21 protein-coding genes and 1 pseudogene are annotated in these 22,439 nt (G+C 63.6%); 14 read left to right on the top strand and 8 right to left on the bottom strand.

The annotated features are described in order from the left end of the window. Positions 1 to 70: 70 nt before the first annotated feature. Positions 71 to 550, top strand: coding sequence for a DUF1801 domain-containing protein (locus CQ14_RS38500; protein ID WP_082650228.1), 480 nt, complete (start codon positions 71 to 73; stop codon positions 548 to 550). Between the two features lie 102 nt (positions 551 to 652). On the opposite strand, the gene CQ14_RS38495 is transcribed toward CQ14_RS38500, so the two are convergent. Next, positions 653 to 2,854, bottom strand: a complete 2,202-nt coding sequence (locus CQ14_RS38495) for a putative bifunctional diguanylate cyclase/phosphodiesterase (RefSeq protein ID WP_057862954.1) — start codon at positions 2,852 to 2,854, stop codon at positions 653 to 655. A gap of 313 nt (positions 2,855 to 3,167) precedes the next feature. Then, positions 3,168 to 4,352 (bottom strand): FAD-dependent monooxygenase, encoded by a 1,185-nt coding sequence (locus CQ14_RS38490; RefSeq protein ID WP_057862953.1) that lies wholly within the window; start codon positions 4,350 to 4,352, stop codon positions 3,168 to 3,170. Positions 4,353 to 4,744: 392 nt separating this feature from the next. Here CQ14_RS38490 and CQ14_RS48515 point away from each other — a divergent pair. The 9 genes from CQ14_RS48515 to CQ14_RS38445 form a co-directional block, all read left to right on the top strand. Continuing rightward, positions 4,745 to 5,477: Bug family tripartite tricarboxylate transporter substrate binding protein (locus tag CQ14_RS48515; RefSeq protein WP_210183187.1), on the top strand; the 733-nt coding region annotated here is incomplete at its 5' end. A gap of 204 nt (positions 5,478 to 5,681) precedes the next feature. After that, positions 5,682 to 6,488: a phytanoyl-CoA dioxygenase family protein gene (locus CQ14_RS38480; protein WP_057862951.1), complete on the top strand. Its 807-nt coding sequence runs from the start codon at positions 5,682 to 5,684 to the stop codon at positions 6,486 to 6,488. 298 nt (positions 6,489 to 6,786) lie between these two features. Continuing rightward, positions 6,787 to 7,734: a penicillin-insensitive murein endopeptidase gene (gene mepA, locus CQ14_RS38475; protein ID WP_057862950.1), complete on the top strand. Its 948-nt coding sequence runs from the start codon at positions 6,787 to 6,789 to the stop codon at positions 7,732 to 7,734. Between the two features lie 156 nt (positions 7,735 to 7,890). After that, positions 7,891 to 8,100 carry a TOBE domain-containing protein gene (locus CQ14_RS38470; RefSeq protein ID WP_057862949.1) on the top strand — a complete coding sequence of 70 codons (210 nt, stop codon included), beginning with the start codon at positions 7,891 to 7,893 and terminating at the stop codon, positions 8,098 to 8,100. Position 8,101: 1 nt separating this feature from the next. Continuing rightward, positions 8,102 to 8,608 carry a hypothetical protein gene (locus CQ14_RS38465; RefSeq protein WP_057862948.1) on the top strand — a complete coding sequence of 169 codons (507 nt, stop codon included), beginning with the start codon at positions 8,102 to 8,104 and terminating at the stop codon, positions 8,606 to 8,608. Positions 8,609 to 8,801: 193 nt separating this feature from the next. Continuing rightward, the gene (modA, locus tag CQ14_RS38460) at positions 8,802 to 9,587 is read left to right on the top strand and encodes a molybdate ABC transporter substrate-binding protein (RefSeq protein WP_057862947.1); all 786 of its coding nucleotides are present in this window, start codon (positions 8,802 to 8,804) and stop codon (positions 9,585 to 9,587) included. Beyond that, positions 9,587 to 10,282 carry a molybdate ABC transporter permease subunit gene (gene modB, locus CQ14_RS38455; protein WP_057862946.1) on the top strand — a complete coding sequence of 232 codons (696 nt, stop codon included), beginning with the start codon at positions 9,587 to 9,589 and terminating at the stop codon, positions 10,280 to 10,282. The genes modA and modB overlap by 1 nt, the downstream gene beginning before the upstream one ends. A 2-nt stretch (positions 10,283 to 10,284) precedes the next feature. Next, entirely contained in the window at positions 10,285 to 10,944 is a 660-nt protein-coding gene (gene modC, locus CQ14_RS38450) for a molybdenum ABC transporter ATP-binding protein (protein ID WP_057862945.1), read from the top strand. 188 nt (positions 10,945 to 11,132) lie between these two features. Next, positions 11,133 to 11,750 carry a DUF2865 domain-containing protein gene (locus CQ14_RS38445; RefSeq protein WP_347337184.1) on the top strand — a complete coding sequence of 206 codons (618 nt, stop codon included), beginning with the start codon at positions 11,133 to 11,135 and terminating at the stop codon, positions 11,748 to 11,750. A gap of 31 nt (positions 11,751 to 11,781) precedes the next feature. Here CQ14_RS38445 and ilvD read toward each other — a convergent pair whose 3' ends face one another. Together ilvD and CQ14_RS38435 are read right to left on the bottom strand one after the other, a co-directional pair. Beyond that, complete coding sequence (gene ilvD / locus CQ14_RS38440; protein WP_057862944.1) at positions 11,782 to 13,626, bottom strand: dihydroxy-acid dehydratase; 1,845 nt, start codon at positions 13,624 to 13,626, stop codon at positions 11,782 to 11,784. 187 nt (positions 13,627 to 13,813) lie between these two features. Continuing rightward, on the bottom strand, positions 13,814 to 14,668 hold the full coding sequence (locus tag CQ14_RS38435) for a helix-turn-helix transcriptional regulator (RefSeq protein ID WP_057862943.1): 855 nt from the start codon (positions 14,666 to 14,668) through the stop codon (positions 13,814 to 13,816). Positions 14,669 to 14,719: 51 nt separating this feature from the next. On the opposite strand from CQ14_RS38435, the gene CQ14_RS38430 reads away from it, so the two are divergent. Continuing rightward, positions 14,720 to 16,141 carry an MFS transporter gene (locus tag CQ14_RS38430; protein ID WP_199805731.1) on the top strand — a complete coding sequence of 474 codons (1,422 nt, stop codon included), beginning with the start codon at positions 14,720 to 14,722 and terminating at the stop codon, positions 16,139 to 16,141. Between the two features lie 133 nt (positions 16,142 to 16,274). Here CQ14_RS38430 and CQ14_RS38425 read toward each other — a convergent pair whose 3' ends face one another. Next, positions 16,275 to 17,468 carry a CaiB/BaiF CoA transferase family protein gene (locus tag CQ14_RS38425; RefSeq protein WP_057862941.1) on the bottom strand — a complete coding sequence of 398 codons (1,194 nt, stop codon included), beginning with the start codon at positions 17,466 to 17,468 and terminating at the stop codon, positions 16,275 to 16,277. A 177-nt stretch (positions 17,469 to 17,645) separates the two neighbouring features. Continuing rightward, entirely contained in the window at positions 17,646 to 18,575 is a 930-nt protein-coding gene (locus CQ14_RS38420; RefSeq protein ID WP_057862940.1) for a glycine reductase, read from the bottom strand. Positions 18,576 to 18,857: 282 nt separating this feature from the next. On the opposite strand from CQ14_RS38420, the gene CQ14_RS38415 reads away from it, so the two are divergent. Then, the gene (locus tag CQ14_RS38415; protein WP_156435839.1) at positions 18,858 to 19,067 is read left to right on the top strand and encodes a dodecin; all 210 of its coding nucleotides are present in this window, start codon (positions 18,858 to 18,860) and stop codon (positions 19,065 to 19,067) included. Between the two features lie 46 nt (positions 19,068 to 19,113). On the opposite strand, the pseudogene CQ14_RS38410 reads toward CQ14_RS38415, so the two are convergent. Continuing rightward, positions 19,114 to 19,314 (bottom strand): annotated as a pseudogene (locus CQ14_RS38410) (potassium/proton antiporter); the annotation flags it as partial. Positions 19,315 to 19,399: 85 nt separating this feature from the next. On the opposite strand from CQ14_RS38410, the gene CQ14_RS44255 reads away from it, so the two are divergent. Together CQ14_RS44255 and CQ14_RS38405 are read left to right on the top strand one after the other, a co-directional pair. After that, on the top strand, positions 19,400 to 19,609 hold a 210-nt coding region (locus tag CQ14_RS44255), incomplete at its 5' end, for a hypothetical protein (protein WP_210183186.1). Next, entirely contained in the window at positions 19,606 to 20,118 is a 513-nt protein-coding gene (locus tag CQ14_RS38405) for a hypothetical protein (RefSeq protein ID WP_057862937.1), read from the top strand. The genes CQ14_RS44255 and CQ14_RS38405, both read left to right, overlap by 4 nt. 313 nt (positions 20,119 to 20,431) lie before the next feature. On the opposite strand, the gene CQ14_RS38400 is transcribed toward CQ14_RS38405, so the two are convergent. Further along, complete coding sequence (locus CQ14_RS38400) at positions 20,432 to 22,225, bottom strand: potassium/proton antiporter (RefSeq protein WP_057862967.1); 1,794 nt, start codon at positions 22,223 to 22,225, stop codon at positions 20,432 to 20,434. Between the last annotated feature and the right edge of the window lie 214 nt (positions 22,226 to 22,439).

The following is a 22,439-nucleotide window of genomic DNA, read 5'->3' as shown; positions in this document are numbered from 1 at the left end:
CTTGCATCCTGCTCTAGGCTGCACGCGTCAGCTCTTGGCAGTCAGACCTTGGCAGGATGCGCGGACCTCCATGAAAGCTACGTCACGGAAGAAAGCGGCAAAGCGTCGCGCCGGGAAGCCGTCGATTGCGGCTGCGAATGCCGCGGTAGAAGCGGTCTTCAGCACCTATCCCGGTCCGGTCAAGGCGAAGCTATCGGCGCTGCGCCGGCTGATCTTCGATACAGCTGACACGACCGATGGCGTCGGCGCTCTCGAAGAGACGCTGAAATGGGGGCAGCCGAGCTATCTCACGACCGAAAGCAAAAGCGGCAGCACGATCCGGATCGACCAGGTGAAGGCGGAAGCCGGCCGCTACGCAATCTACTTCCACTGCCAGACCGATCTGGTCGAGACCTTTCGCGAGCTCTATCCGGAACTGCGCTACAGCGGCAACCGCGCCATTCTGCTCGACGCCGGCGCGAAGCTTCCCGAGAAAGCGCTACGCCACTGCGTGGCGCTGGCGCTGACGTATCATGCCAGGAAGCGGAAGGCGGTTAATCGACGCGCGTAGCCCCGTAGCCCGGATGGAGCGAAGCGCAAATCCGGGACGGGGCGGGTCCGCTGCGCGAAGGCCCCCGGATTTCGCTTCGCTCCATCCGGGCTACGCTTGCGACTACGCCACCAGCGCCGCACCCGTTGCTGCGCTCCAGTTGCCCTGTGTCTGCAACAGGCTCACGATTTCCCCATTCGGCCGCGCACGGCTGAACAGGAACCCCTGGCCCTCGTGGCACCCCTCGTTGCGCAGGCAGCTCACCTCTGCCTCGGTCTCGACGCCTTCGGCGGTGATCGTGACGCCGAGGCCCTTGCCGAGGCTGATGATCGAACGCACGATCGCCTGCGCGTCGGGATTGGCGGCGAGATCGCGCACGAAGGACTGGTCGATCTTGATCTTGTCGAACGGGAAACTGCGCAGATAGCTCAGGCTGGAATAGCCGGTGCCAAAATCGTCCATCGAGATACGGACGCCGAGCGCGCGCAGCGCATGCAGCGTCGCCAGCACCTCACTGCTCTTTTCCAAAAGCAGCGTCTCGGTAATCTCGAGCTCCAGGCGCTTGGCCGGCAGCCCGGATTGCTTCAGCGTATCCACCACCAGCGACAACAGATTGCCGACGCGGAACTGCAGCGGCGACAGATTGACCGCGACGCGAACGTCGTCGGGCCATTGCGCCGCATCCGTGCAGGCACGGCGCAGCATCAGGCCGCCGACGGCGTTGATCAGCCCGGTCTCCTCCGCAACGGGGATGAACTCGGCCGGCGAGATCATGCCGCGCTCGGGATGCGGCCAGCGCACCAGCGCTTCGAAGCCGGTGATGCGCCCGCTCGAAAGATCGACCAGCGGCTGGTAATAGGGCCGCAGCGCATCGCCCTGGACGGCCTCGCGCAACTCGGTTTCGATCTTGCGGCGGGTCTGGGCGCGCGCGTCCATCCCGGCCTCGAAGAACGAGAACGTGCCGCGGGAATCGTTCTTGGCGCGTGACAGAGCGAGGTCGGCGTTCTTCAGGAGCTTCTCCGACTCATCGCCATCTCCCGGCGACATCGCAATGCCGATGCTGGCGCCGATCACGACCGAGTGCCCGTCGAGAAGATAGGGATCGCCGATCGCGTCCAACAGGCGCCTCGCCATGAACACCGCATCCTCGGGCCGCGTCACGCCGGTCAGGACGATCGCGAATTCATCGGAGTTGAGCCGGGCCAGCGCATCGTCCTTGCGCAGCATCGATTGCAATCGTTTGCCGACGCCGCGCAGGAGCTTGTCGCCGACGCCATGGCCGAGCGTATCGTTGATTGCCTTGAAATGGTCGAGGCCGAGCACGAGCACCGCCACCTTCTCGGCGTTGCGGCGCGTGCGCAGCAGGATATCGTCCATCTGCTGACGCAGCAAATTGCGGTTCGCCAGTCCGGTCAGGCCATCATGCTGGGCCATGAACGTCAGCCGCGCCTCGGCACGCTTGCGTTCGGTGGTGTCCATCAGTGCGAGCAGGACCGCGGGCCGGCCGCTGTAAACGAGATGGCGCGAATAGATCGCGAGATCAATCAGCGCGCCATCGGCCCTGACATGCTTCCAGGCGTGGGCCGCGCGCTCGTCGCCGGCGTGCTCGCCGGCCCATGGCGGCTCGACGTCGAAGGCCTGCAGGTTGCGGATCGTCAGCTTCTCGAATTCGCTGCGGCTGTAGCCGTAATGCGCAATCGCGGCGTCGTTGACGGCGAGGATACGTTCGTCGCCCTGCGCACAGACGATCATCGGGACGGGGTTGCTGTCGAACAACAGCCGGAACGACGCCTCGCGCTGTTTCAACTCGGTGATGTCGACGCGCAGGCCGATGATGTCGCCATCCCCGGTCAGTCGCTCGTCGATCATGATGACGCGGCCGTCGGCCAGCCTCTGCTCATGCCGCTCGCCGGGCTGGAACAGCTTCTTCAGCCGCGCGTCGATCCATTCTTCCTCGCGGCCGATCGCTTCCGGATAGTCGCCGCGCGCGACGCCGACGCGGATCGTGTCCTCCAGCCGTGCGCCCGGTTTGAACAGGTCCGAACTGCGGCTGTACATCTCCGCATATTTCTTGTTCCAGAGAATGTAACGGCCATCCGCATCGAGAAACACGACGCCTTGCGGCAGGATGTCGATCGCCTCGCGCAAACGCTCGTGCGATTTGCGCGCCTCAAAAAGGGCGGCCTCGATCTCGGTGCGCTTGTGCGCGATCTCGCTCGCGGCGTTCCGGCTGGTTGATAGCTTCGTGGCGGGCTTTGCCGGCCGGCCTGGAAAACGGACAATCGACTTCTTCGGTTTCCCGGCTATTGGCTTCTTCTTCGGCATAACCACGCTCTACTCGCACTCTGCGTGCAAAGTTTTCAGACAAGTCTCTGAAAAAAAGGTATCTCTTGTCGTAGAAACTCCCATTGCGCGTTTAGATGCGCCGCCCGATAGAAAACATCGACACACGCCTTGCGTGTGTGACGTCCATGCACATCGCAGATACAGGGGGCAAAATCGCTGTGTGGCCGCCGGGGCACAGCGGCTCGCGCGGCGGGTGCACAAGGAATGCGCGAAACGCCGCGCGTGCGCATGAATATGCTTCAATGGCCGGGAAGGTTATTGCACGGTTAATGCGATCGCGTGCAAAGCCCCTTCAGCCCAGCGAAGCTGCGGCGGCCTGCGCTTCCGGCACGACATCGTGGTCGTAAAGCCGCCTGCGGAACGCCGCATGGGCCGCGATCTCGGCATCGCGAACGCCGAGATCGGCGTAGGACGAATCGTAGCGCATCCCGTTTTCGCGTGCGCCGCGCTGAACCGCCGCCACCCGCTCGCGCCGCAGCCGCTCATAAGCCGATAGCGCAGCCGGTACAGTGGCACGCCTCGCCCGCGCCAGAATGGTCGCCAGCGCCATGCCGTCCTCGATCGACTGGTTGGCGCCCTGGCCGAGATGCGGCAGCATCGGATGCGCGGCATCGCCGAGCAGCGTCAATCGGCCGCGAGTCCATGTTGGCAGCGGCTCGCGATCATACAGCGCCCAGCGAAACGTCTTGTCGACCTGACTCAACAGCGCGCCGATGCGCGGGTCCCATCCCTCGAACTCGCGGCGCAGCACGTCCGGATCTCCGGGCGCAGACCATGATTCCTTCATCTCCGCATCGGCCGGCACGAAGCCGACATAGTTGATGAGCTCGCCCGACCGGACCGGAAAGGACAGGAAATGCTTTCCCTTGCCGAGCCACATCTGCCAGCGATCGGTCGGCCAGTGCGGAATGCGCCGATGCGACAGCACACCGCGATAGGCGACGGAGCCGTGAAAGACCGGGCGGGACGGCGGCGCGGCAAAACGCCGGAGCTCGGAGTGGATGCCATCAGCAGCAATGACGACATCAGCCTCAGCGATGGCGCCATTATCGAATGTCACCCGCGCAATCTCATCGGTCTGCTCGAAGCCCGTGCCGCGATGACCAGTGCAGACCACGCCGGGCGGCAAGGTGCCGGCCAGAATCTCGACCATATCTGCGCGATGCATGCCGAAGGTCGCATTCCAGCCCGCCGAGTCCGTCACCTGAACCGGCGCGATCGGCGCGCCGTCGTGGCGAAAATAATGAGAACCGGCTCCGACCCTGGCTCCCCGTCCTTCCACCTGATCTCCGAGGCCCACCCGCTGCAATTGCCGCACGCTGTTGGGCGTCAGAAAAACCCCGGCCCCGACCTCGGCGAGCGCGGGCGCCTGCTCATAGACGGTAACTTTGAAGCCATGCACGATCAGCGCGTTCGCGGCGAACAATCCGCCAATTCCGCCTCCAATGATCACGACACTGAGCTGCGGCTGCGTCATCGTCCCACGCGAAAAATGTTTCGGAAGCTTGCGCGTTCAAGCTATCCTCCCCTGCTGCAAACACCAAGTGCCGGCGCCGACAGGTCAGACCGGACGGAAAACGATAGCGGGAGGAGTTTCAATGCGTGGCTCCATGCCAGCGCTGCTTGCCGTCTGGCGTAAACTGGCGCTGCTGCCGCTGGTTCTGGCCCTGACCGCGCAGTTTTCCGCGCATGCGTCAGCCGCGGACTATCCGGACCGCCCCGTGAAGATCGTCGTTCCCTTTCCCGCCGGCGGAACGGCCGATGCCATTCCACGGATTGTCGGGGACTGGCTGTCGCGCAAATGGAGCCAGGCGGNTGGTGATCGAAAATCGCACGGGCGCCGCAGGCAACATCGGTGCCGAACAGGTNGTTTCATTCTGCACCCGACGGCTACACCCTGCTCGCGTCACCCCCACCGCCGCTTGCGATCAATCACAATCTGTACCCCAGGCTCGGCTTCGATCCGACGAAGTTCGAGCCTGTTATCGTGATGGCCAAGGTACCGAACGCGCTGATCGTCAATCCGGCCAACATCAAGGCATCGAGCGTGCCCGAGTTGATCGCGTACCTGAAAGGCAATTCCGACAGGACGATCTGCGCCACACAGGGCAACGGCACGACCTCGCACCTGACGTCGGAGCTGTTTCAACTGATGGCGAAGGTGAAGATGCGGCACATTCCCTATCGCGGCTCGGCGCCCGCGCTGCAGGGGCTTGTCGCCGGCGACGTCGACGTCATGTTCGACAATCTCGGCGTCTCCCTGGCGCTGATCCAGGCCGGCAAGCTGAAATTGCTTGCGGTAGCCTCATCCGGACGGCTCCCCACGCTGCCGGATGTGCCGACGATTGCCGAAACGTTGCCGGGCTTCGAAGCCGTCGCCTGGTACGGCATCGTCGCGCCGCCCAGGACGCCGAAGGACATCGTCGACAAAATCAATGCCGATGTGAACGAAGCCTTGCGCCAGCCCCAGGTGCAGGAGCAGCTCAAGAAACTGTCCGCCGGGATTTTCGGCGGTCCGGTCGACAAGTCTTCCGCCTACATGCGCGAGGAAATCGACCGCTGGGCCGCGGTGATCAAGTCCGCCAACATCGAGCTGCAATGAGCGCGGCTGCGTTGAACGCCGGCGGCCGGTTTGCTACACTGCGTATGCCATGATGATCTGCACATCCCATATCGTCTCAGTCTTCTTCCTCGCGCGCTGACCGCGCTGCCCGCTCAGGCGGGCGGAAGTTTTCGACAGAAACCGTCCGGCCGCGCCTGCTTTGCGCAGGGCCATGGACGCTTGCCCAGCGATAAGAGGATTTTCATGCCTGACAGCAAACCATCGCGCGCGTTCAGCGACGCGCAGATCGAGCAATTCATTCACGACGGCTTCGTTCGGATCGATCACGCCTTTCCGCGCGAACTTGCAGAACAAGGCCGCGCCATCCTGTGGCGCGATCTGCCCTGCGACCCCAATGACCTCACGACCTGGACGCAGCCGGTGATCCGCCTCGGCTACTACGGCGACGAACCGTTCAGGAGAGCCGTCAACACCCCGCGGCTTCACACGGCCTTCGACCAGCTCGTCGGGCGGAAACGCTGGTGGCCGCGGGCCGATCTCGGGACTTTCCCCGTGCGGTTTCCGAGTCCGCGCGATCCCGGCGATGCCGGCTGGCATGTCGATGTCAGTTTCCCGAACGAGGACACAAGCGCCGACAATCATGATTACGCGGCCTGGCGTGTGAACGTGACATCCCGCGGACGCGCGCTGCTGATGCTGTTCCTGTTCTCCGACGTGGGAGAATTCGACGCGCCCACCCGAATAAGAGCAGGCTCGCATCTGGATATGGCGCGCTTGCTCGAGCCGGCCGGCGAGGCCGGCATGTCACATCTCGTGCTGGACGAAATAGGAAGCGACCGGCCCGAGGTGCTGGCGACGGGCGAGGCAGGCACGGTTTATTTGTGCCACCCGTTCCTCGTTCACGCCGCGCAGATGCACCGGGGTTCTTCGCCACGTTTCATGGCGCAACCGCCGCTGCACCCGGCGGAGCCGTTCAGGCTTGAGCGACCCGACGGCGATTATTCGCCGGTCGAGAGATCGATCCGGCTGGCGTTGCAGGCGCGCGGATAAGCAGAACGCAAGAGCTGGAGCGGGGCAGTCGTCCCGCTCTAATTTATTTCGATGCGCGTGTTGCAGGGGCCGTTGCGCTGGACCAGCGCGAACAGCGCCGCAGCATGCATGGGGTGCAGCCTGACGCAGCCATGCGAGGTGATTTACAGGTTGAAAGGCAACCGTAGAAGCGTCGCGAATCCGGGGTAATCTTGTTCCCTCCGGCGAGCCGCATTCATGCGGACCAAGCAATTGTGTTTGCCCACGCTTGTCCCTTGTCGCCTGTTTCATGCTACGTTGGCACGAATAGAGTGATCCGATGAACCCTCGCCTGATTCTGATCCCGCTCATCACCTTGATCGCCGCCGCCCATGCCGCCAGCGCATGGGCGCAGGACAAGGGCACGGTCAATCCGAAACCGCTGCCGCCGCTCGCCAACCCCAACGATCCCAATATCGCCGCCAAGGAGCTGTTCGGCCGCAAGCTGCTGCCAGCGGCGATGCCGACGCGCGTGCATGGATTTTATGCCCATGGCTGCATCTCGGGCGCGGAGGGGCTGCCGATCAACGGTGACAATTGGCAGGTGATGCGATTGTCGCGCAATCGTTACTGGGGCCATCCCGATCTGGTCGCGCTGGTGAAACGTCTCGCAGCAAAGGCGCGCCGGGATGCCGGCTGGCCCGGCATTCTGGTCGGCGACATGTCGCAGCCGCGCGGCGGTCCGATGTTTACCGGGCATGCCAGCCACCAGGTGGGGTTGGATGCCGACATCTGGCTGACGCCGATGCCGAACCGACAACTGTCGCGCAACGAGCGCGAGGAGACGTCGGCGGTGATGATGGTGCGCAACGACCGGCTCGACATCGATCCGCATGCCTGGACGCCGACGCATCTTGCCGTCATCCGCGCCGCGGCGCAGGAGCCGAGCGTGCAGCGCATCTTCGTCAATGCCGCGATCAAGAAGGCGCTGTGCCGCGAAGCCAAGGGCGACCGCCACTGGCTGCACAAGGTGCGCCCGATGTACGGCCACGACTATCACTTCCACATCCGCATCAAATGCCCGCCCGGCGCCGGCGAATGCGACAGCCAACCCGACCCGAACGAAGGCGAAGGCTGCAGCACGGCCGACCTCGCCTACTGGTTCAGCGATGCGGTGCTGCACCCGAAGCCGCCGAAAGTGCCGCCAAAGCCGAAGCCGCCGATGACGATGGCCTCACTGCCGCCCGCCTGCAAGGCGGTGCTGAACGCGCCTGACGTGAAGCAATAGCGCCCTGCTTGGCGGGCTTTCCTCGCAGCAGGGAAATGCGCTAATGTGCAGCGTCGCGACGCCGTAAGCGCGCGGCACAACACGGACGACGGTCCTTCTCCCGATAGATCAAAGAGCCAGCGGCGCTTCCGTGCGCCCGGCATTATGAGGACCGTCATGCGGATCAGCGCACGCAACCAGATCAAGGGCACCGTCGTCGACGTGAAAAAGGGCGCGACCACCTCGCATGTTCGCGTCGACATCGGGGGCGGCCAGATCGTCACTTCCGCGATCACCAATGAATCCGTCGATGATCTCGGCATCAAGGCCGGCGGCAAGGTCATTGTCGTGGTGAAGGCCTCCGACGTGATGATCGCGGTCGATTGACATGCGCAGCTCACTTCTCGTTGCGCTGGTGCTGCTCGGCGCCGCGCCCGCTTTCGCCGCAGAAGAACCGAGCGGTTGCGACAAATTCAAGTGGCCGGTCGAGCGCGAGCGGACAGCGTTGACGTCACCGGATCGCATCAAGCTTGCGTCAGGCGCAGAGCTCGCGGCCCTGCCCTCGCCTGCCGTGATCCTGGCCCTGCGCAGCCCGGCGGAGGCCAAGCTGCCGAAGCCGCCCGAGCGCGCACCCAAGGAAGGCACGTTTGCCGGCTTCGCCAGCATCACGAAGTCACCCAAGGCCGGCCTCTACAGCATCAGCCTCTCGGCAGGCGGATGGCTCGACGTCGTGCAGGACGGCCAGTTTCTCAAACCGAAGGCTCACAGCGGCGCCACCGACTGCGACGGCATCCGCAAGACCGTAAAATTCGAACTTTCGGCCAACCCGTTCGTGGTGCAGGTCAGCGGAACGAAAGAGGACTCCGTTTCGATTGCAATCCTGTCGGCCGAGTAGACAGGCCGCCGAGGCGAACGGTCACTTTACCGGGAACACCAGCCTGCTATTGTCCGCCGAGAGCGATATTCCGATTGGCCGTAAGCCATCGGAATTGCCGGAACAGCGCTTCCGCCCGTCGCTGCCTTAATTCAACCGACGCCTGATTGCGGCGCGCCAACAGCGCGCCCGCAAGCATGCATGGAGCGCTATCATGTCCCGCCTTATCGGAATTTTTGCCGCCTTCTTCATCCTGTTGGGGGCGGCGTACGCGCCCGCCGCAGCACAAGACAAAACCCTGACCGTGTTCGCCGCGGCCTCGATGAAGAACGCGCTCGACGAGATCGATACCGCCTACACCGCGAAAACCGGCGTCAAGATCACCGTGAGCTATGCCGCAAGCTCGGCGCTGGCAAAACAGATCGAACAGGGCGCACCGGCCGACGTATTCATCTCCGCCGACACCGACTGGATGGACTACGCGATCGGAAAGAAGACCATCAACGAACCGAGCCGGGTCAATCTGCTCGGCAACAGCATCGTGCTGATCGCGCCAAAAGACTCCAAGGTCGACAATGTGAGCGTCGGCGCCGGCTTCGACCTCGCCAAGCTTGCCGGCGACGGCAAAATCGCTACCGGCGACGTGAAATCCGTTCCGGTCGGCAAATACGCCAAGGCCGCGCTGGAGAAGCTGGGTTCGTGGCAGGCCGCAGAGTCCAAATTCGCCATGGCTGAGAGCGTGCGCGCCGCGCTGACGCTGGTGGCGCGCGGCGAGGCGGCTCTCGGCATTGTCTATTCCACCGACGCCAAGGTCGAGCCCGGGGTCAAGGTCGTCGGCACCTTCCCGGCCGATTCGCATCCCGCGATCATCTACCCCGTGGCGGCGACGGCGACCGCCAAGCCGGAAACGACGGACTATCTCACCTTCCTGCGCTCGACCGCGGCGAAGAACATCCTCGAGAAATACGGATTCAAATTCCTAGTCAGCCCGTCGACCTGATGTTCGAGATTTCGCCGGCCGAATGGACGGCCATCCTGCTCTCGCTGCGCGTCGCCATCGTGGCGACGCTGGTAGCCACGCCGTTCGGTATCGCGCTGGCATGGCTGCTGGCGCGATATGAATTCTGGGGCAAGTCCGTCATCGATGCGGTGGTCCATTTGCCGCTGGTGCTGCCGCCGGTCGTCACCGGCTATCTGCTGCTGCTGACCTTCGGCCGCCGTGGCCTGGTCGGCGCGTGGCTTGCCGACAACCTCGGCATCGTGTTCGCATTTCGCTGGACCGGCGCTGCTCTTGCCTGTGGCATCATGTCGTTTCCGCTGCTGGTGCGGCCGATCCGCCTCTCGATCGAGGCGATCGACCGCAGGCTGGAGCAGGCTGCCAGCACCCTCGGCGCTCCACCGTGGAAAGTGTTTGGCAGCGTAACCCTGCCGCTGGCGCTGCCGGGTGTGCTCGCCGGCATGGTGCTCGGCTTCGCCAAGGCGATCGGCGAGTTCGGCGCCACCATCACTTTCGTCTCCAACATTCCCGGCGAGACCCAGACCATTTCGTCCGCCATTTATTCGCTGATCCAGACGCCGGACGGCGACGCCGCGGCAGGACGGCTGGTTGTCGTTTCCACCGTGATCGCGATGGGCGCCCTGATCGCATCCGAATGGTTCGCGCGGCGCGCCACCAAGCGCCTGCACGGAAACTGACCATGCTGCGCGTCGACGTCACCAAGCAGCTCGGCGAGTTCTCGCTCGAAGCCTCGTTCGAGAGCCAGGGCCGGGTCACCGGCCTGTTCGGCGCGTCCGGCGCCGGCAAGACATCGCTGATCAACATGATCGCGGGCCTGCTGCGGCCCGACCGCGGCGTCATCGCACTTGACGACGAAACTCTCGACGACACATCGAAAGGCGTCCATCTGCCGCCGCACCGGCGCCGGATCGGTTACGTGTTTCAGGACGCCCGGCTGTTTCCGCATCTTAACGTGCGGCAGAACCTCGACTACGGCCGGCGCATGAACAAGCTTGCGGAAGATGCCGCGCAGTTTGCGCGCATCACGGACCTGCTCGACATCGGCAGCCTGCTGGATCGCCGCCCCGGAAAACTCTCCGGCGGCGAGCGCCAGCGCGTCGCGCTTGGCCGCGCGCTGTTGTCAAAGCCGCGTTTGCTGTTGCTGGACGAACCGCTGGGATCGCTCGATGAAGGCCGCAAGGAAGAAATCCTGCCCTATCTGGTGCGGCTGCGCGACGAGGGTATCCCCATGGTCTATGTCAGCCATGACGCGGCCGAGCTGCGTCAGCTCGCCACGCAGATTGTGATGCTCAAGCGCGGCCGGGTGACCGCGCTCGGCGGCGTCAAGGTACTGACGTAGGGCGACGTTGGCTCTACCCATCCTACTTTTGCAACTGCGTTCCATGACGGCCGAAATGTGGCACCTGTGGTGCCCGCCCGCCTATTTCTTTCCCTTTCTTCGCCGCGCTTAGCGCGCGTTTCAAATCCACGATTGCCGCAAATGAGAATTCAGCGCGCCCCTAACTAGTGCGGCGAGGGAGGCGTCCGATGGATGAAGCGTTGCGAACCGAATTGTCCTTTCAGCGCAAGCTGCGCCGCATGCTTGTTGCTGCCGCTCTCGCGGGCCCCGTGGCGCTGGCGCCGGAAACGAGTTCGGCGGAAAACTTGCTTGAGTTCCTTTTCGGCGGCGGCCAGAAGCAGCAACAACAACAGCAACAGCTGAACTCGTTCTTTGGCAACATTTTCAACAATAATCCGCAACCAACGCCGCCGCGACCGGTCGCTGCAAGCACGGGACCTGCCTTCTGCGTGCGCAGTTGCGACGGCAAATATTTTCCGCTGATGCGCAGTGCGGCCTCGCCGGCGCAGTTGTGCCAGGCCTTCTGCCCGGCAAGTCCGACCAAAATTTTCTTCGGCTCCAACATCGACAGCGCCTATGCCGCAACCGGCGAACGCTACGCCGACAGCGAAAACGCCTTTGCCTATCGGAAGGCACTGCGCGCCGATTGCACCTGCAACGGCCAAAGTCCCGCCGGTCTGGCGCCAGTCGATCTCGCGATGGACGGCTCGCTGCGCTCGGGCGACGTGCTCGCCACCGTCGACGGAAACGTCGCGTATTCCAGCCTGCCGGCCGGCAACGACCAGGCCCGAACTTCTCGCCGGTAGCGGCGCTTCCGGTGCAGAAGCGCCGCGGCACTTACTCCGGAACGACGCGGACCGCACCGCGGGCGGCGCTTGTCGTCAGAGCCGCGTAGGCCTTGAGCGCCATCGACACGTTGCGGCTGCGCTTCTTGGCGGGCTTCCACGCGTCCGCCCCGCGCGCCAGCATGGCGTCGCGGCGCTTGGCGAGCGTGGCGTCGTCGACCACGAGGCTGATCGAACGCGAGGGAATGTCGATCTTGATAAGGTCGCCCTCTTCCACGAGACCGATCAGACCGCCTTCGGCGGCTTCCGGCGAGAGATGCCCGATCGACAGGCCTGACGAGCCGCCCGAGAAGCGACCATCGGTGACCAGCGCGCAGACCTTTCCGAGACCCTTCGATTTGAGATAGCTGGTCGGATACAGCATCTCCTGCATACCGGGACCACCGCGCGGGCCTTCGTAGCGGACCACGACGACATCGCCGGCCTTGATCTTGTTGCCGAGAATGCCTTCGACCGCGGCGTCCTGGCTTTCGAACACCCGTGCCGGCCCCTCGAACTTCAAAATGCTCTCGTCGACGCCGGCGGTTTTTACGATGCAGCCATCGAGCGCAATGTTACCGGACAGCACGGCGAGGCCGCCGTCCTTGGAGAATGCATGCTCGGCGTCGCGGATGCAGCCGGTGGCGCGGTCGGTATCGAGTTCCTCGAACCGGCGTTCCTGGCTGAACGCGACTTGGGTGGGCACATTGCCCGGTGCCGCCGTGAAGAATTTGCGGACGCTTTCGCTCTTGGTGCGCACGATGTCCCAGCGGCCGAGCGCGTCCTCCAGCGTCTTGGAGTGAACCATCGGCAGGCCGCGGTTCAACAGCCCGGCACGGTCGAGTTCGCCAAGAATGGCCATCACGCCGCCGGCGCGATGCACGTCTTCCAGATGCACGTCGGCGACCGACGGCGCCACCTTGCAGAGAACCGGCACCCGCCGCGACAGCCGATCGATGTCCTGCATCGTGAACGGCACCTTGCCTTCATAAGCGGCGGCCAACAGATGCAGCACCGTGTTGGTCGAGCCGCCCATGGCGATGTCGAGTGTCATCGCATTCTCGAACGCCTTGAAGTTGGCGATCGTACGCGGCAGCGCGGTCTCATCATCCTGCTCGTAATAGCGCCGCGCGAGGTCGACGATCAGGTGGCCAGCCTCGACGAACAATCCCTTGCGGTCGGCATGCGTGGCGAGCACCGAACCATTGCCCGGCAGCGCAAGTCCCAGCGCCTCGGTGAGACAGTTCATGGAGTTGGCCGTGAACATGCCCGAGCACGAGCCGCAGGTCGGACACGCCGAGCGCTCGATCACTTCGACATCCGCGTCGCTGACGCTGCTGTCGGCGGCGGCGACCATGGCGTCGATCAGATCGACCGCGCGGATCTTGCCCTTGAGATTGACCTTGCCGGATTCCATCGGACCGCCCGAGACGAACACGGTCGGGATGTTGATCCGCAGCGCGGCCATCAGCATGCCGGGCGTGATCTTGTCGCAGTTGGAGATGCAGACCATGGCGTCGGCGCAATGCGCGTTGACCATGTATTCGACGCTGTCGGCGATGATCTCGCGCGACGGCAGGCTGTAGAGCATGCCGTCATGGCCCATGGCGATGCCGTCATCGACCGCGATGGTGTTGAACTCTTTCGCGACGCCGCCGGCCTTCTCGATCTCGCGCGCAACGAGCTGGCCGAGATCCTTCAGGTGCACGTGGCCGGGCACGAACTGGGTGAACGAATTGACCACGGCGATGATCGGCTTGCCGAAATCCTCGTTCTTCATGCCGGTGGCGCGCCAGAGGCCGCGGGCGCCCGCCATGTTGCGGCCGTGGGTCGTGGTTCGGGAGCGGTAGGCGGGCATGATCTGTCCTTCTGGGAAGCGGGAAAGGCGTCTTTTAGACGGTGGACCGCGTCGATAAAAGCGGCTTGGCGCAGGGTCGCCATGCGCCGGCAGGTCCAAAACGGGACAGGAACCGGACGTCCCTGCCCCGGCTACCCGCAGCTTGGACGAGAAACAGGCAGCGGCAGTTGCTCCGAACATCCTCCTGCTAAGGTCGACGGCCGGCCAGCCAGCCTTGCCGTAGCGCGGCGATCCTCGCGGCGCTCTCGGAGTTTGCCGGCGCATACACGACCAACCGTGTGCCGACGGCTCCTTCCAGAAGCAAGGTCGTCTGCTCCAGTTCCATCTCGCCGACGAGGGGCGACGAAAACCGCTTCGGTCCCTCGGGTTTGATCGTGACGTCATGCTGCGGCCACCAGGCAAGGAATTCGGACGAGACCGCACAGAGCCGCTGGATAAGCTGGTTGAAGCGCTCGTCGCCCTGATGGCGCCCATACTCTATCCGGAATCGCGCCAGCATCGCTCGCGCCGCTTCGGCCCAGTTCGGTATCGAAGCCCGTTGCGCAGGATCGGCGAACATCAACCATAGCATGTTGCGGTTTTCTGCGGGGACCAATGAGAGATCGCCGAACACGGCGTTCAACGTTTCGTTCCAGGCCAGCACGTCCAGATTGGCGGTCGCGATATAGGCCGGCCCCTCGAAACACGCGAGCATCCGCTGATGCGCAGGTGCGACCGCAAACGAACCGGCATTGCCGGCGAGCGCAGCGCGGTTGTTGGCGAGAACAAACAGATGTGCCCGCTCTTCCCGGTCGAGGCGAAGAGCACGGGCAATCTGCTCCAGAAAATAGGACGATACCTCGATGGCGCGGCCCTGCTCGAGCCACGTGTACCAGGTCAGGCCGACTCCAGCGAGATGCGCAACTTCCTCACGGCGCAAACCCGGCGTGCGCCGCCGTTTGGTGACGGGCAGGTCGACATCGGCCGGAATCAGGCGCGCACGCCTTGATTTCAGAAAATCGGCGAGTTCCTGTCTCGCCGCCGTGCGTGGATGGCGCGGCAAAGGGATGCTCGTAGTACCAGGATAAAAAGCCAACTACCATGGTATTCCAGCGTGACTCATATTCCCAGCCCGTTCATTTCAAAAGAGGGCTGGCCGTTCGTGTCACGAAATCCTTCACTATCCTGGCCGGGGCTCGCTGCGCTCCTGTCAGCACCGTTTCTGACGGTCATGAGCGCGTTCTCCGTGATGGTCGCGGCTCCGAGCATCCAATCGGAGTTCGATGCAAGCGCCGCGCAGATCTCGGCGATCATTTCCGGCTATGCGGTCGCCTATGCAGCCGCACTGATACCCGGCAGCCGACTCGGCGATATCGTTGGCCGACGACGGATGTTTGCCTTTGGCATGCTTGCGTTCGGAGCGACGGCATGCCTTTCTGCTGCCGCGACGAACATCTGGTGGCTTATCGCCGCGCGCACACTCCAGGGTTTTGCCGCGGCGGCGGCATTTCCGCAGGTCCTGACGATCATTCGATTGCAAGCCGGCGACGAACAGGCACGCGCTCGCGGCTTCGCGGCGTTTGGTGTGGCGCTTGGCGTCTCCGGGATCACGGGACAGGTTCTCAGCGGCGCAATGATCGATACAGATTTCGCCGGCCTGGGCTGGAGGGGGATCTTTCTGGTGAATCCGCTCGTAGCTGTGGCAGCCTGCCTGATCGTCTGGCGAGAAATACCTGAGACGAGAGTATCTCCGGCGCCGCGCCTTGACGGTCCCGGAGCTTTGCTGTCGGCACTGGGTTTCGGCTTGCTGCTTGTTGCGGCGTTGAGTGCGTCCGGGGATTTGACGACCGCGGGCGGCGTGGCCCTGGCCGCGCTCATATTGCTGGCGATCTTCGCGCATCGACAGGTTCGGTTGTCGCGTGACGACAGCCATCCCTTGGTGCCCGTGACGCTTTTCCAATCCAGGTTTGGCTGGGCGCTTGCCGCGGCAGGCCTGTTTCACACCACGGTCGTTGCATTCCCGCTCACGATGGCGGTCTTTCTTCAGGCCGGATTGGGACAGTCGGCCTGGACAGCAGGTCTATTCGGGCTACCCGTGACCATCGCATTTCTTTGTGCCTCGTCGCTTTCGGAACGTGTCCTGCGAGTGTGGCCGCCATATCGGGTCATGATCTGCGGCGGTGCACTGACCGCGCTCGGGTTGGCTGCATGCGCAGGTGCCGGTTTCTCCGGAACGCCGGCGCTCCTGATTGGTCCTCTGCTGGTAGTGGGCTGGGGACAAGGCTGGTTCCTTCCGCTATTGCTGAACGCTGCGCTCTCCGGACTTCGGCCGACGCTTGCAGGCGCGGGTTCGGGCATGCTTGCGACGATGCAGCAACTCGGTGGAGGCTTCGGGGCAGCCGCTGCCAATGGCGTTTACTTCCACCTCATCCAGGGATCGTCGACAGCGGGCTTGGCGTTCGTGCTCGCGACATTCATTCCGACCATTGCAGCAGTATGTGCAATCGCGCTTCTGCCGAATCCGGCGGAAGCGTGAGTGCGGGAGACGGCGCTGTGCGGGCGAACCTGAAGNAGCATGATCCGGAAAAGTGTGTAGCGGTTTTCCGAAAAGATCATGCTCAAATAGAAGGATAAAGCGGGATGACGATTCGAAGAAAAGTCATCGCGCTTTAGACCACCTCGCGTGCCCGCAATTCCGCGATCGCGCCTGCGTCATAGCCGAGCGAGGCCAGCACCTCCTCGGTATGGGCGCTGAGCGCCGGTGCCATCCGGTCGAGCCTGCCGCCGCCATGGGCGAGCTGAAAACCGCTGCCGGCAAAGCGCAGCCGGCCATAGGGCGTGTCGATCTCCTGAATGGCGCCGCGCGCCGCGATCTGCGGATGGTCGATGACTTCCTCGACCTTCCAGATGCTGGCGCAGGGCGCGCCTGCGGCCTCCAGGATCTTCTCCCACTCCCGCGGGTCTTTCTTCGAGAGCGCCTCCTCGATGATGGCCCGCAGCGCCGGCTCATTCTCCTGGCGGGCAAACCAGTCGGCGAAGCGCGGGTCCTCCAGCGCGTCCGCACGGCCAAGTGCGGTCATCAAGGCGATGTATTGCTTCTCGCTGTTGACGGCGAGCAGCAGATAGCCCTCGCCGGCCTTGAAGAGATTGGCGGTCGGCCGGCGGCTCACCGCCTGGTTGCCCGAAAGCTGCTGGCGATGGCCGGCCACCGAATAGTCCGCCACCTGCCCGGACAGGAACGCCAGCGTTGCCTCCAGCATGGAGACGTCAACCAACTGGCCCTTGCCGGTATGGGTACGCTGAAACAGCGCGCTCGACACGCCGAAGGCGGCGGTCGCGCCCGACAGGACATCGCAAACGGCAAAGCCCGCGCGCGTCGGCCCGGTCTCGGCGTGGCCGGTGATCGACATGATGCCGGATAGCGCCTGGATCTTGCCGTCATAGCCGGCGCCCAGCCGCTCCGGCCCGGTCTGGCCGAAGCCGGAAATGGCGCAATAGATCAGCCGCGGGTTGATCGCCGAGAGCGCGGCGTAGCCGATACCGAGCTTGTCCATCACGCCGGGGCGAAAATTCTCCATCACCACGTCGGCTTGCGCGGCGAGCTGCTTGACGATCGCGATCGCCTCCGGCTTCGAGAGATCGAGGGTGAGGCTGCGCTTGTTGCCGTTGATCGCCTGCCAGCCCGGCGCGAGGCCGCGTTCGGCCCATTCGCGGCTGAGCGGCGTGCGCCGCATGTCCTCGCCTTCGCGGCGCTCCACCTTGATGACATCGGCCCCGAGCAAAGCGAGCTGGTAGCTCGCATAGGGACCAGCCAGCACCTGCGTGAAGTCGAGAATCTTCACGCCTTCGAACGGTCGGGTCAAAGGGGCATCCTCCTGCTTCTTTTTGTTTCTTATTCCTTCCCTCTCCCCTTGTGGGAGAGGTGGCTTCGCGAAGCGAAGACGGGTGAGGGGTTCTATCCGCGAGCACCAAGTGCGCGGTGAGATACCCCTCATCCGGCGCTTCGCGCCACCTTCTCCCACAAGGGGAGAAGGAAGGGATCACGCCGCCCGGTTGCCGCGCGCGATCTCCTTCTGCTTGTCGAACTCGGCGCGGCGCCGCGCCAGTTCTTCCGGGCTCATCTGCGAGATGTTGTTGTAGTCGAGCTTCCAGGAAGCATCCTCGCTCCAGCGCAGCGGCGACTGCATCGTGGTGCGCGCGCCGGGGGCGGACTCCAGGAGGCGCAGCGCCAGTTCGAGCGTCAGCGCCTGCGACTCCACTTCATGCGGCTTGCCGGCGGAGTTGCCGAGCGGGAAATCCGAAAACAGGAAGCGCGGCGCGGCGGCATGTTCGACGATGTCCTTGGCGCAGCCCATCACCACGGTCGCGATGCCGTTGGCTTCGAGGTGGCGTGCGACCAGCGCCGAGGTCTGGTGGCAGACCGGGCAGTTCGGCACGATCACGGCGACATCGACCTGATCGGCGAGGCAGCGCGCGAGGATATCGGGCGCATCGGTATCGATGGTGACGCGGTGGCTGCGGTTGGTCGGCGCGCCGAAGAAGCGCGGCGCGACCTCGCCGATCCGGCCCGCGGCCTTCGCCTTGATAAGCTGCGGCAGCGGAAACCAGGTGCCGCTGTCGGTAGCCGTGGTGTGCTTGCGATCGTAGCCGATATGCGAGATCCGCAAATCGTGCTGCTGCGAGGTATCGCCGTCATAGACCTGGTAGAATTTCGCGCTGCCATTATAGGCCGCGCCGGGCCCCTGATCGCCCTTGGTGGGATCATATTGGGCGGCGGTCGTGACGATGGTGACGCGCGATTGCGCCAGCGGCTTCTTCAGCGGCTGAAACGGCGCATCGACATAATGCGCCCAGCGGTAGGGCGTGGTGTAGCCGATCGCGGCATAATAGTCGCGCGTGCGCTGCATATAGGGGACAGGAGAATCGTAGTCGGGCGCAAAGCCGAGCTGGTCGTCTGACGGGCCGGACATTGTTGTGTCTCTCCTTACGTTTCCACCATGAAGTCATCGGCTGACCGTCAGCTAAGCTAATGATAGTTCGCCTATTCCTCAACAACGGAATGCGCCGGAGAATGCACGGCGGCTGCGCAATCGATGCATCGCACGCGGTGCCCTGATCGTCGACTCGGTCGCGCGGCAGTCACCGCGATGCACAAGTCGGCAGAAAGTCATGGAACTGAGGCGGTCGATAACTCGTTCAGAAATGAGCACCGATGGCCGCAACGGAGGTTAGCAATGCCCGATACCGCCGGAATGAAGGATCACGTGTACAAGATCCTCGATCTCGTAGGATCTTCCGAAAAAAGCATCGAGGACGCGATTCAGAACGCCATTACCCGCGCGTCAAAAACCATTCGCGAAATGAAATGGTTCGAAGTCGTGCAGACCAGAGGCCATATCGAAAACGGGTCTGTCCGCCATTACCAGGTCACCTTGCGGGTTGGATTTACCCTGGAGGAGTAATTCCGGACACAACGCGTGGCGGGCGCTAGCCACGGCCCGCACTCGCTCAAACCCCGGCGACCGACGACCAGATCTCGGCCAACTTGCGTCTGGCCTTCTGCCTGCGCGTCAGCGGCACGGCCTCCTCCTCATCCTCGGGCAGCCGCAGGCCGACCACGTTGACCCGGCCGCCGCCGATGCTGCGCGCGACCAGCACGATGGGATCGAGCGTATGCTCGCCCGAGACCATGAAATCGCCGAGCAGATGCGCGAATTACGGTGATAGAATTAAGAATTACNGGTGCAGTGTCACCGTAATTTGACTGACGGATATGCGCGGAGTGCGAAGGGTNTTGGCCGATTGGCTTTGGCGCGAAGTGGGACCTCCTCGGATCATGTCGCAAGGCGATTTCGAAAAGAACTATAGGTCGTCTTCGGGCATCATATACGAGAGTCCGCCGCCGGGGGCTGCGGCCCACATCGACCTTTGGAACGGAAGCGCCCAAAAATCAGGCTCTGGATATTACTTGGCGAAAGAAATCTGGTTCTGGAAGCTAAAATGAACGTACTCGCTATGAGACTAATGAGGCTTGTGATCCTACTCCTATTGGGTGGCCTCTATAACGAGGCCACCCAGGCAGAGGAGCAGAAATGTAGTGCGCACCAGCTTCACGCAAACCTGATGAAATCTGACAGCAACTGGATGGCTGAAGCAGACCCCCTCCCACCAAAAGGAAGAATAGAGGTGGGCTCCATTGTATTTCAGCCAATTCCACGGCTCAGGATTCGAGGCGGCGCGATCTGGGTGGCTCCATTCTACGCAGACTTTGACCAGGCCAGGATTCGAGTGGTGGGCAACGAAGTCAGTCTCGATCGAATCAGATTCATGCGTCCGCTCGGCCCCGAAATGTGGGAGGCCTTGATGGTCCAGAGGTATGCGCAGCCACGCGTGCGGTTCAATCTTTCCGCGCCCGATGGCGAGTGTGGAGCGGAGGCGCTCGTACTGACAATTGACGGCAAGGCAGCTGCTGCACCATTTCCGATCGAGCGGTGGCAGTTCAAACGAAAGTAATGCGAATTGCAAAGTCGCCGACGTGAACATCGTATCATCGCCGTCGCTCACGGTCATGGACAATAAACCGTCCGACCTGCAGATCGGAGATCAGGATTACGGTGACACCCATTAGCCGGCCGGTCGTCAAGAGCCGAGCGAATTTTTTTGGCAGCGCCAGCTGCCAACGTTTCTGGGGTGTTACGGTGACATTGCACTTAATACGCTAAGTCGAAACGCCGTTTGCTCGAGCACTGAATCGCTTAATTAAGTACACTAAACTCGTCACGCCCCCACGCCGTGGCGGGCACGTCGGCACAGATCGCACCGGCGATCAAACCCCCGCCACCGACGACCAGATATCGGCCAGCTTGCGCTTCAACCGTTGCCGACGCGTCAGCGGCACGACCACTTCCTCATCCTCGGGCAGCCGCAGGCCGACCACGTTGACCCGGCCACCGCTGATGCTGCGCGCGACCAGCACGATCGGATCGAGCACAAGCTCGGCGCCCACCTTCGGCGCATGGTCGAGGTGAATGTCGAAATAGTCGGCCAGCGTCAGCGTGGCCTGCTCTTCGCCGGCCGATACGCCGTAGATCTGCGCCAGCTCGCCGAGCGTATGCTCGCCGGAGACCATGAAATCGCCGAGCAGATGCGGGTCCGGCGCCGAGCTCGGCGCCATGTCGACAAAGAAGCGGTCCAGCGCCTCGGCCTTTTCCGGCGGCGCCAGCAGATAGAGGTAGTCGCCGGCCGCGACGGGATCGGCCTCGGCGGGCGAGAGAATCCGCTCCTCGCGGATCACCAGCGTCGGCTTGGACCAGGATGGCAGCAGGCCACGCCGGAAATAGAGGCTTTTCGGACGCACGGGATAACCGACCAGTTGCTGCTCGAGCTGGCCGGGCAGATCGAGCTCGACGCGCCTGGGACCGCGGTCCACGCGCGGCAGCGCCACGTGCAGCCAGCGCGCCGCCGGCGCCAGCGTCCAGCCCTGCAGCAACAGCGAGATGATGACGACGACGAAAGCGACGTCGAAATAGAGATAGGCTTTCGACAATCCGATCAGCATCGGGATCGAGGCGAGGAAGATCGCGACCGCGCCGCGCAAGCCGGTCCAGGCGATGAAGATCTTTTCGCGCCAGTTGAAGCGGAACGGCACGAGACACAGGATCACCGCGAGCGGCCGGGCCACCAGCATCAGCACCAGCGCCACGATGATCGCTGGTCCCACGCTATCGAGGAGACGCTGCGGCGACGAGAGCAGCCCGAGCAGGACGAACATCACGATTTGCGCCAGCCAGGTCGCGGCGTCGAGGAAGGTGATCACCGAATTATGCGCGCGGGTCGGCCGGTTGCCGATGATGATGCCGCCGAGATAGACCGCGAGAAAGCCCGAGGCATGCGCGATCTGCGCCACGCCGAAGATCACCAGCGCGGCCGTGGTGACGAAGGGCGCATGCAGGCCCTGCGGCAGCGCCATGCGATTCAGCGCCAGCACCACCAGGCGGCCGCCGATCACGCCGACGACGGCGCCGAGCACGCCTTCGCGGGCGAGCTCCAGCACGACATGTCCGGCTGAGCTTTCGCCGATCGAAATGAACTCGACCAGCATCAGCGTGAGGAAGATCGCAAACGGATCGTTGGTGCCGGACTCCGCTTCCAGCGTTGCCCCCACCCGGGGCCGCAGACGCAGGCCCTGCGTATGCACCAGCAGGAATACCGCCGCCGCGTCCGTCGACGCCACGACGGCGCCGACCAGCAGGGACTCGGTCCAGCTCAGATCGAGCATATATCGGGCGGCCGGTGCAGTGACCAGCGCGGTGAGCAGCACGCCGATCGTCGCCAGCACCATGGAGGGCGCCAGCACCGTGCGAATGCTTTGAAACTTGGTCCGCAGGCCGCCGTCGAACAGGATCAGCGCCAGCGCCACCGATCCGACCAGATAGGTCGTGCGGACGTCATTGAAGCTGAGCTGGCCCGGCCCGGCATCGCCCGCCAGCATGCCGATCCCGAGGAACACCAGCAGCAAGGGCGCCCCGAAGCGCAGCGCGAGCAGGCTCGACAGGATGCCCGCCATCACCAGAACGGCGCCCAGAAAGATGGCGATGCTGACCGAGTCGAGAGAAGCCATGAACCTCCGATAATCGTTGCAAAATACTTGCAACTGCATCCATATCGTTGCCACAGTTGAACGCCAACCCATTTCTGCGACAGCGGCAATGTGCCCTATTTTAAGGGCTAAACTGACTTGGCCGGTCCATGTATCGATGGTCCGTCCGCCCGGTTTGTGGAAATCTGCCCACTGTTCGAATCAAATTGCCTGCGCTCCGCCTGACGAGATTTAC

Source organism: Bradyrhizobium lablabi, assembly GCF_001440475.1.
GTDB lineage: Bacteria > Pseudomonadota > Alphaproteobacteria > Rhizobiales > Xanthobacteraceae > Bradyrhizobium > Bradyrhizobium lablabi.
Note: the sequence above shows the minus strand (reverse complement) of the source record. Positions and strands in the feature narration are given on the sequence as shown.

Coding starts and splice junctions, on each gene's coding strand:
- CQ14_RS38500 (WP_082650228.1), top strand. CDS start 71: ATGAAAGCTACGTCACGGAAGAAAGCGGCAAAGCGTCGCGCCGGGAAG.
- CQ14_RS38495 (WP_057862954.1), bottom strand. CDS start 2,854: ATGCCGAAGAAGAAGCCAATAGCCGGGAAACCGAAGAAGTCGATTGTC.
- CQ14_RS38490 (WP_057862953.1), bottom strand. CDS start 4,352: ATGACGCAGCCGCAGCTCAGTGTCGTGATCATTGGAGGCGGAATTGGC.
- CQ14_RS38480 (WP_057862951.1), top strand. CDS start 5,682: ATGCCTGACAGCAAACCATCGCGCGCGTTCAGCGACGCGCAGATCGAG.
- mepA (WP_057862950.1), top strand. CDS start 6,787: ATGAACCCTCGCCTGATTCTGATCCCGCTCATCACCTTGATCGCCGCC.
- CQ14_RS38470 (WP_057862949.1), top strand. CDS start 7,891: ATGCGGATCAGCGCACGCAACCAGATCAAGGGCACCGTCGTCGACGTG.
- CQ14_RS38465 (WP_057862948.1), top strand. CDS start 8,102: ATGCGCAGCTCACTTCTCGTTGCGCTGGTGCTGCTCGGCGCCGCGCCC.
- modA (WP_057862947.1), top strand. CDS start 8,802: ATGTCCCGCCTTATCGGAATTTTTGCCGCCTTCTTCATCCTGTTGGGG.
- modB (WP_057862946.1), top strand. CDS start 9,587: ATGTTCGAGATTTCGCCGGCCGAATGGACGGCCATCCTGCTCTCGCTG.
- modC (WP_057862945.1), top strand. CDS start 10,285: ATGCTGCGCGTCGACGTCACCAAGCAGCTCGGCGAGTTCTCGCTCGAA.
- CQ14_RS38445 (WP_347337184.1), top strand. CDS start 11,133: ATGGATGAAGCGTTGCGAACCGAATTGTCCTTTCAGCGCAAGCTGCGC.
- ilvD (WP_057862944.1), bottom strand. CDS start 13,626: ATGCCCGCCTACCGCTCCCGAACCACGACCCACGGCCGCAACATGGCG.
- CQ14_RS38420 (WP_057862940.1), bottom strand. CDS start 18,575: ATGTCCGGCCCGTCAGACGACCAGCTCGGCTTTGCGCCCGACTACGAT.
- CQ14_RS38415 (WP_156435839.1), top strand. CDS start 18,858: ATGAAGGATCACGTGTACAAGATCCTCGATCTCGTAGGATCTTCCGAA.
- CQ14_RS38405 (WP_057862937.1), top strand. CDS start 19,606: ATGAACGTACTCGCTATGAGACTAATGAGGCTTGTGATCCTACTCCTA.
- CQ14_RS38400 (WP_057862967.1), bottom strand. CDS start 22,225: ATGGCTTCTCTCGACTCGGTCAGCATCGCCATCTTTCTGGGCGCCGTT.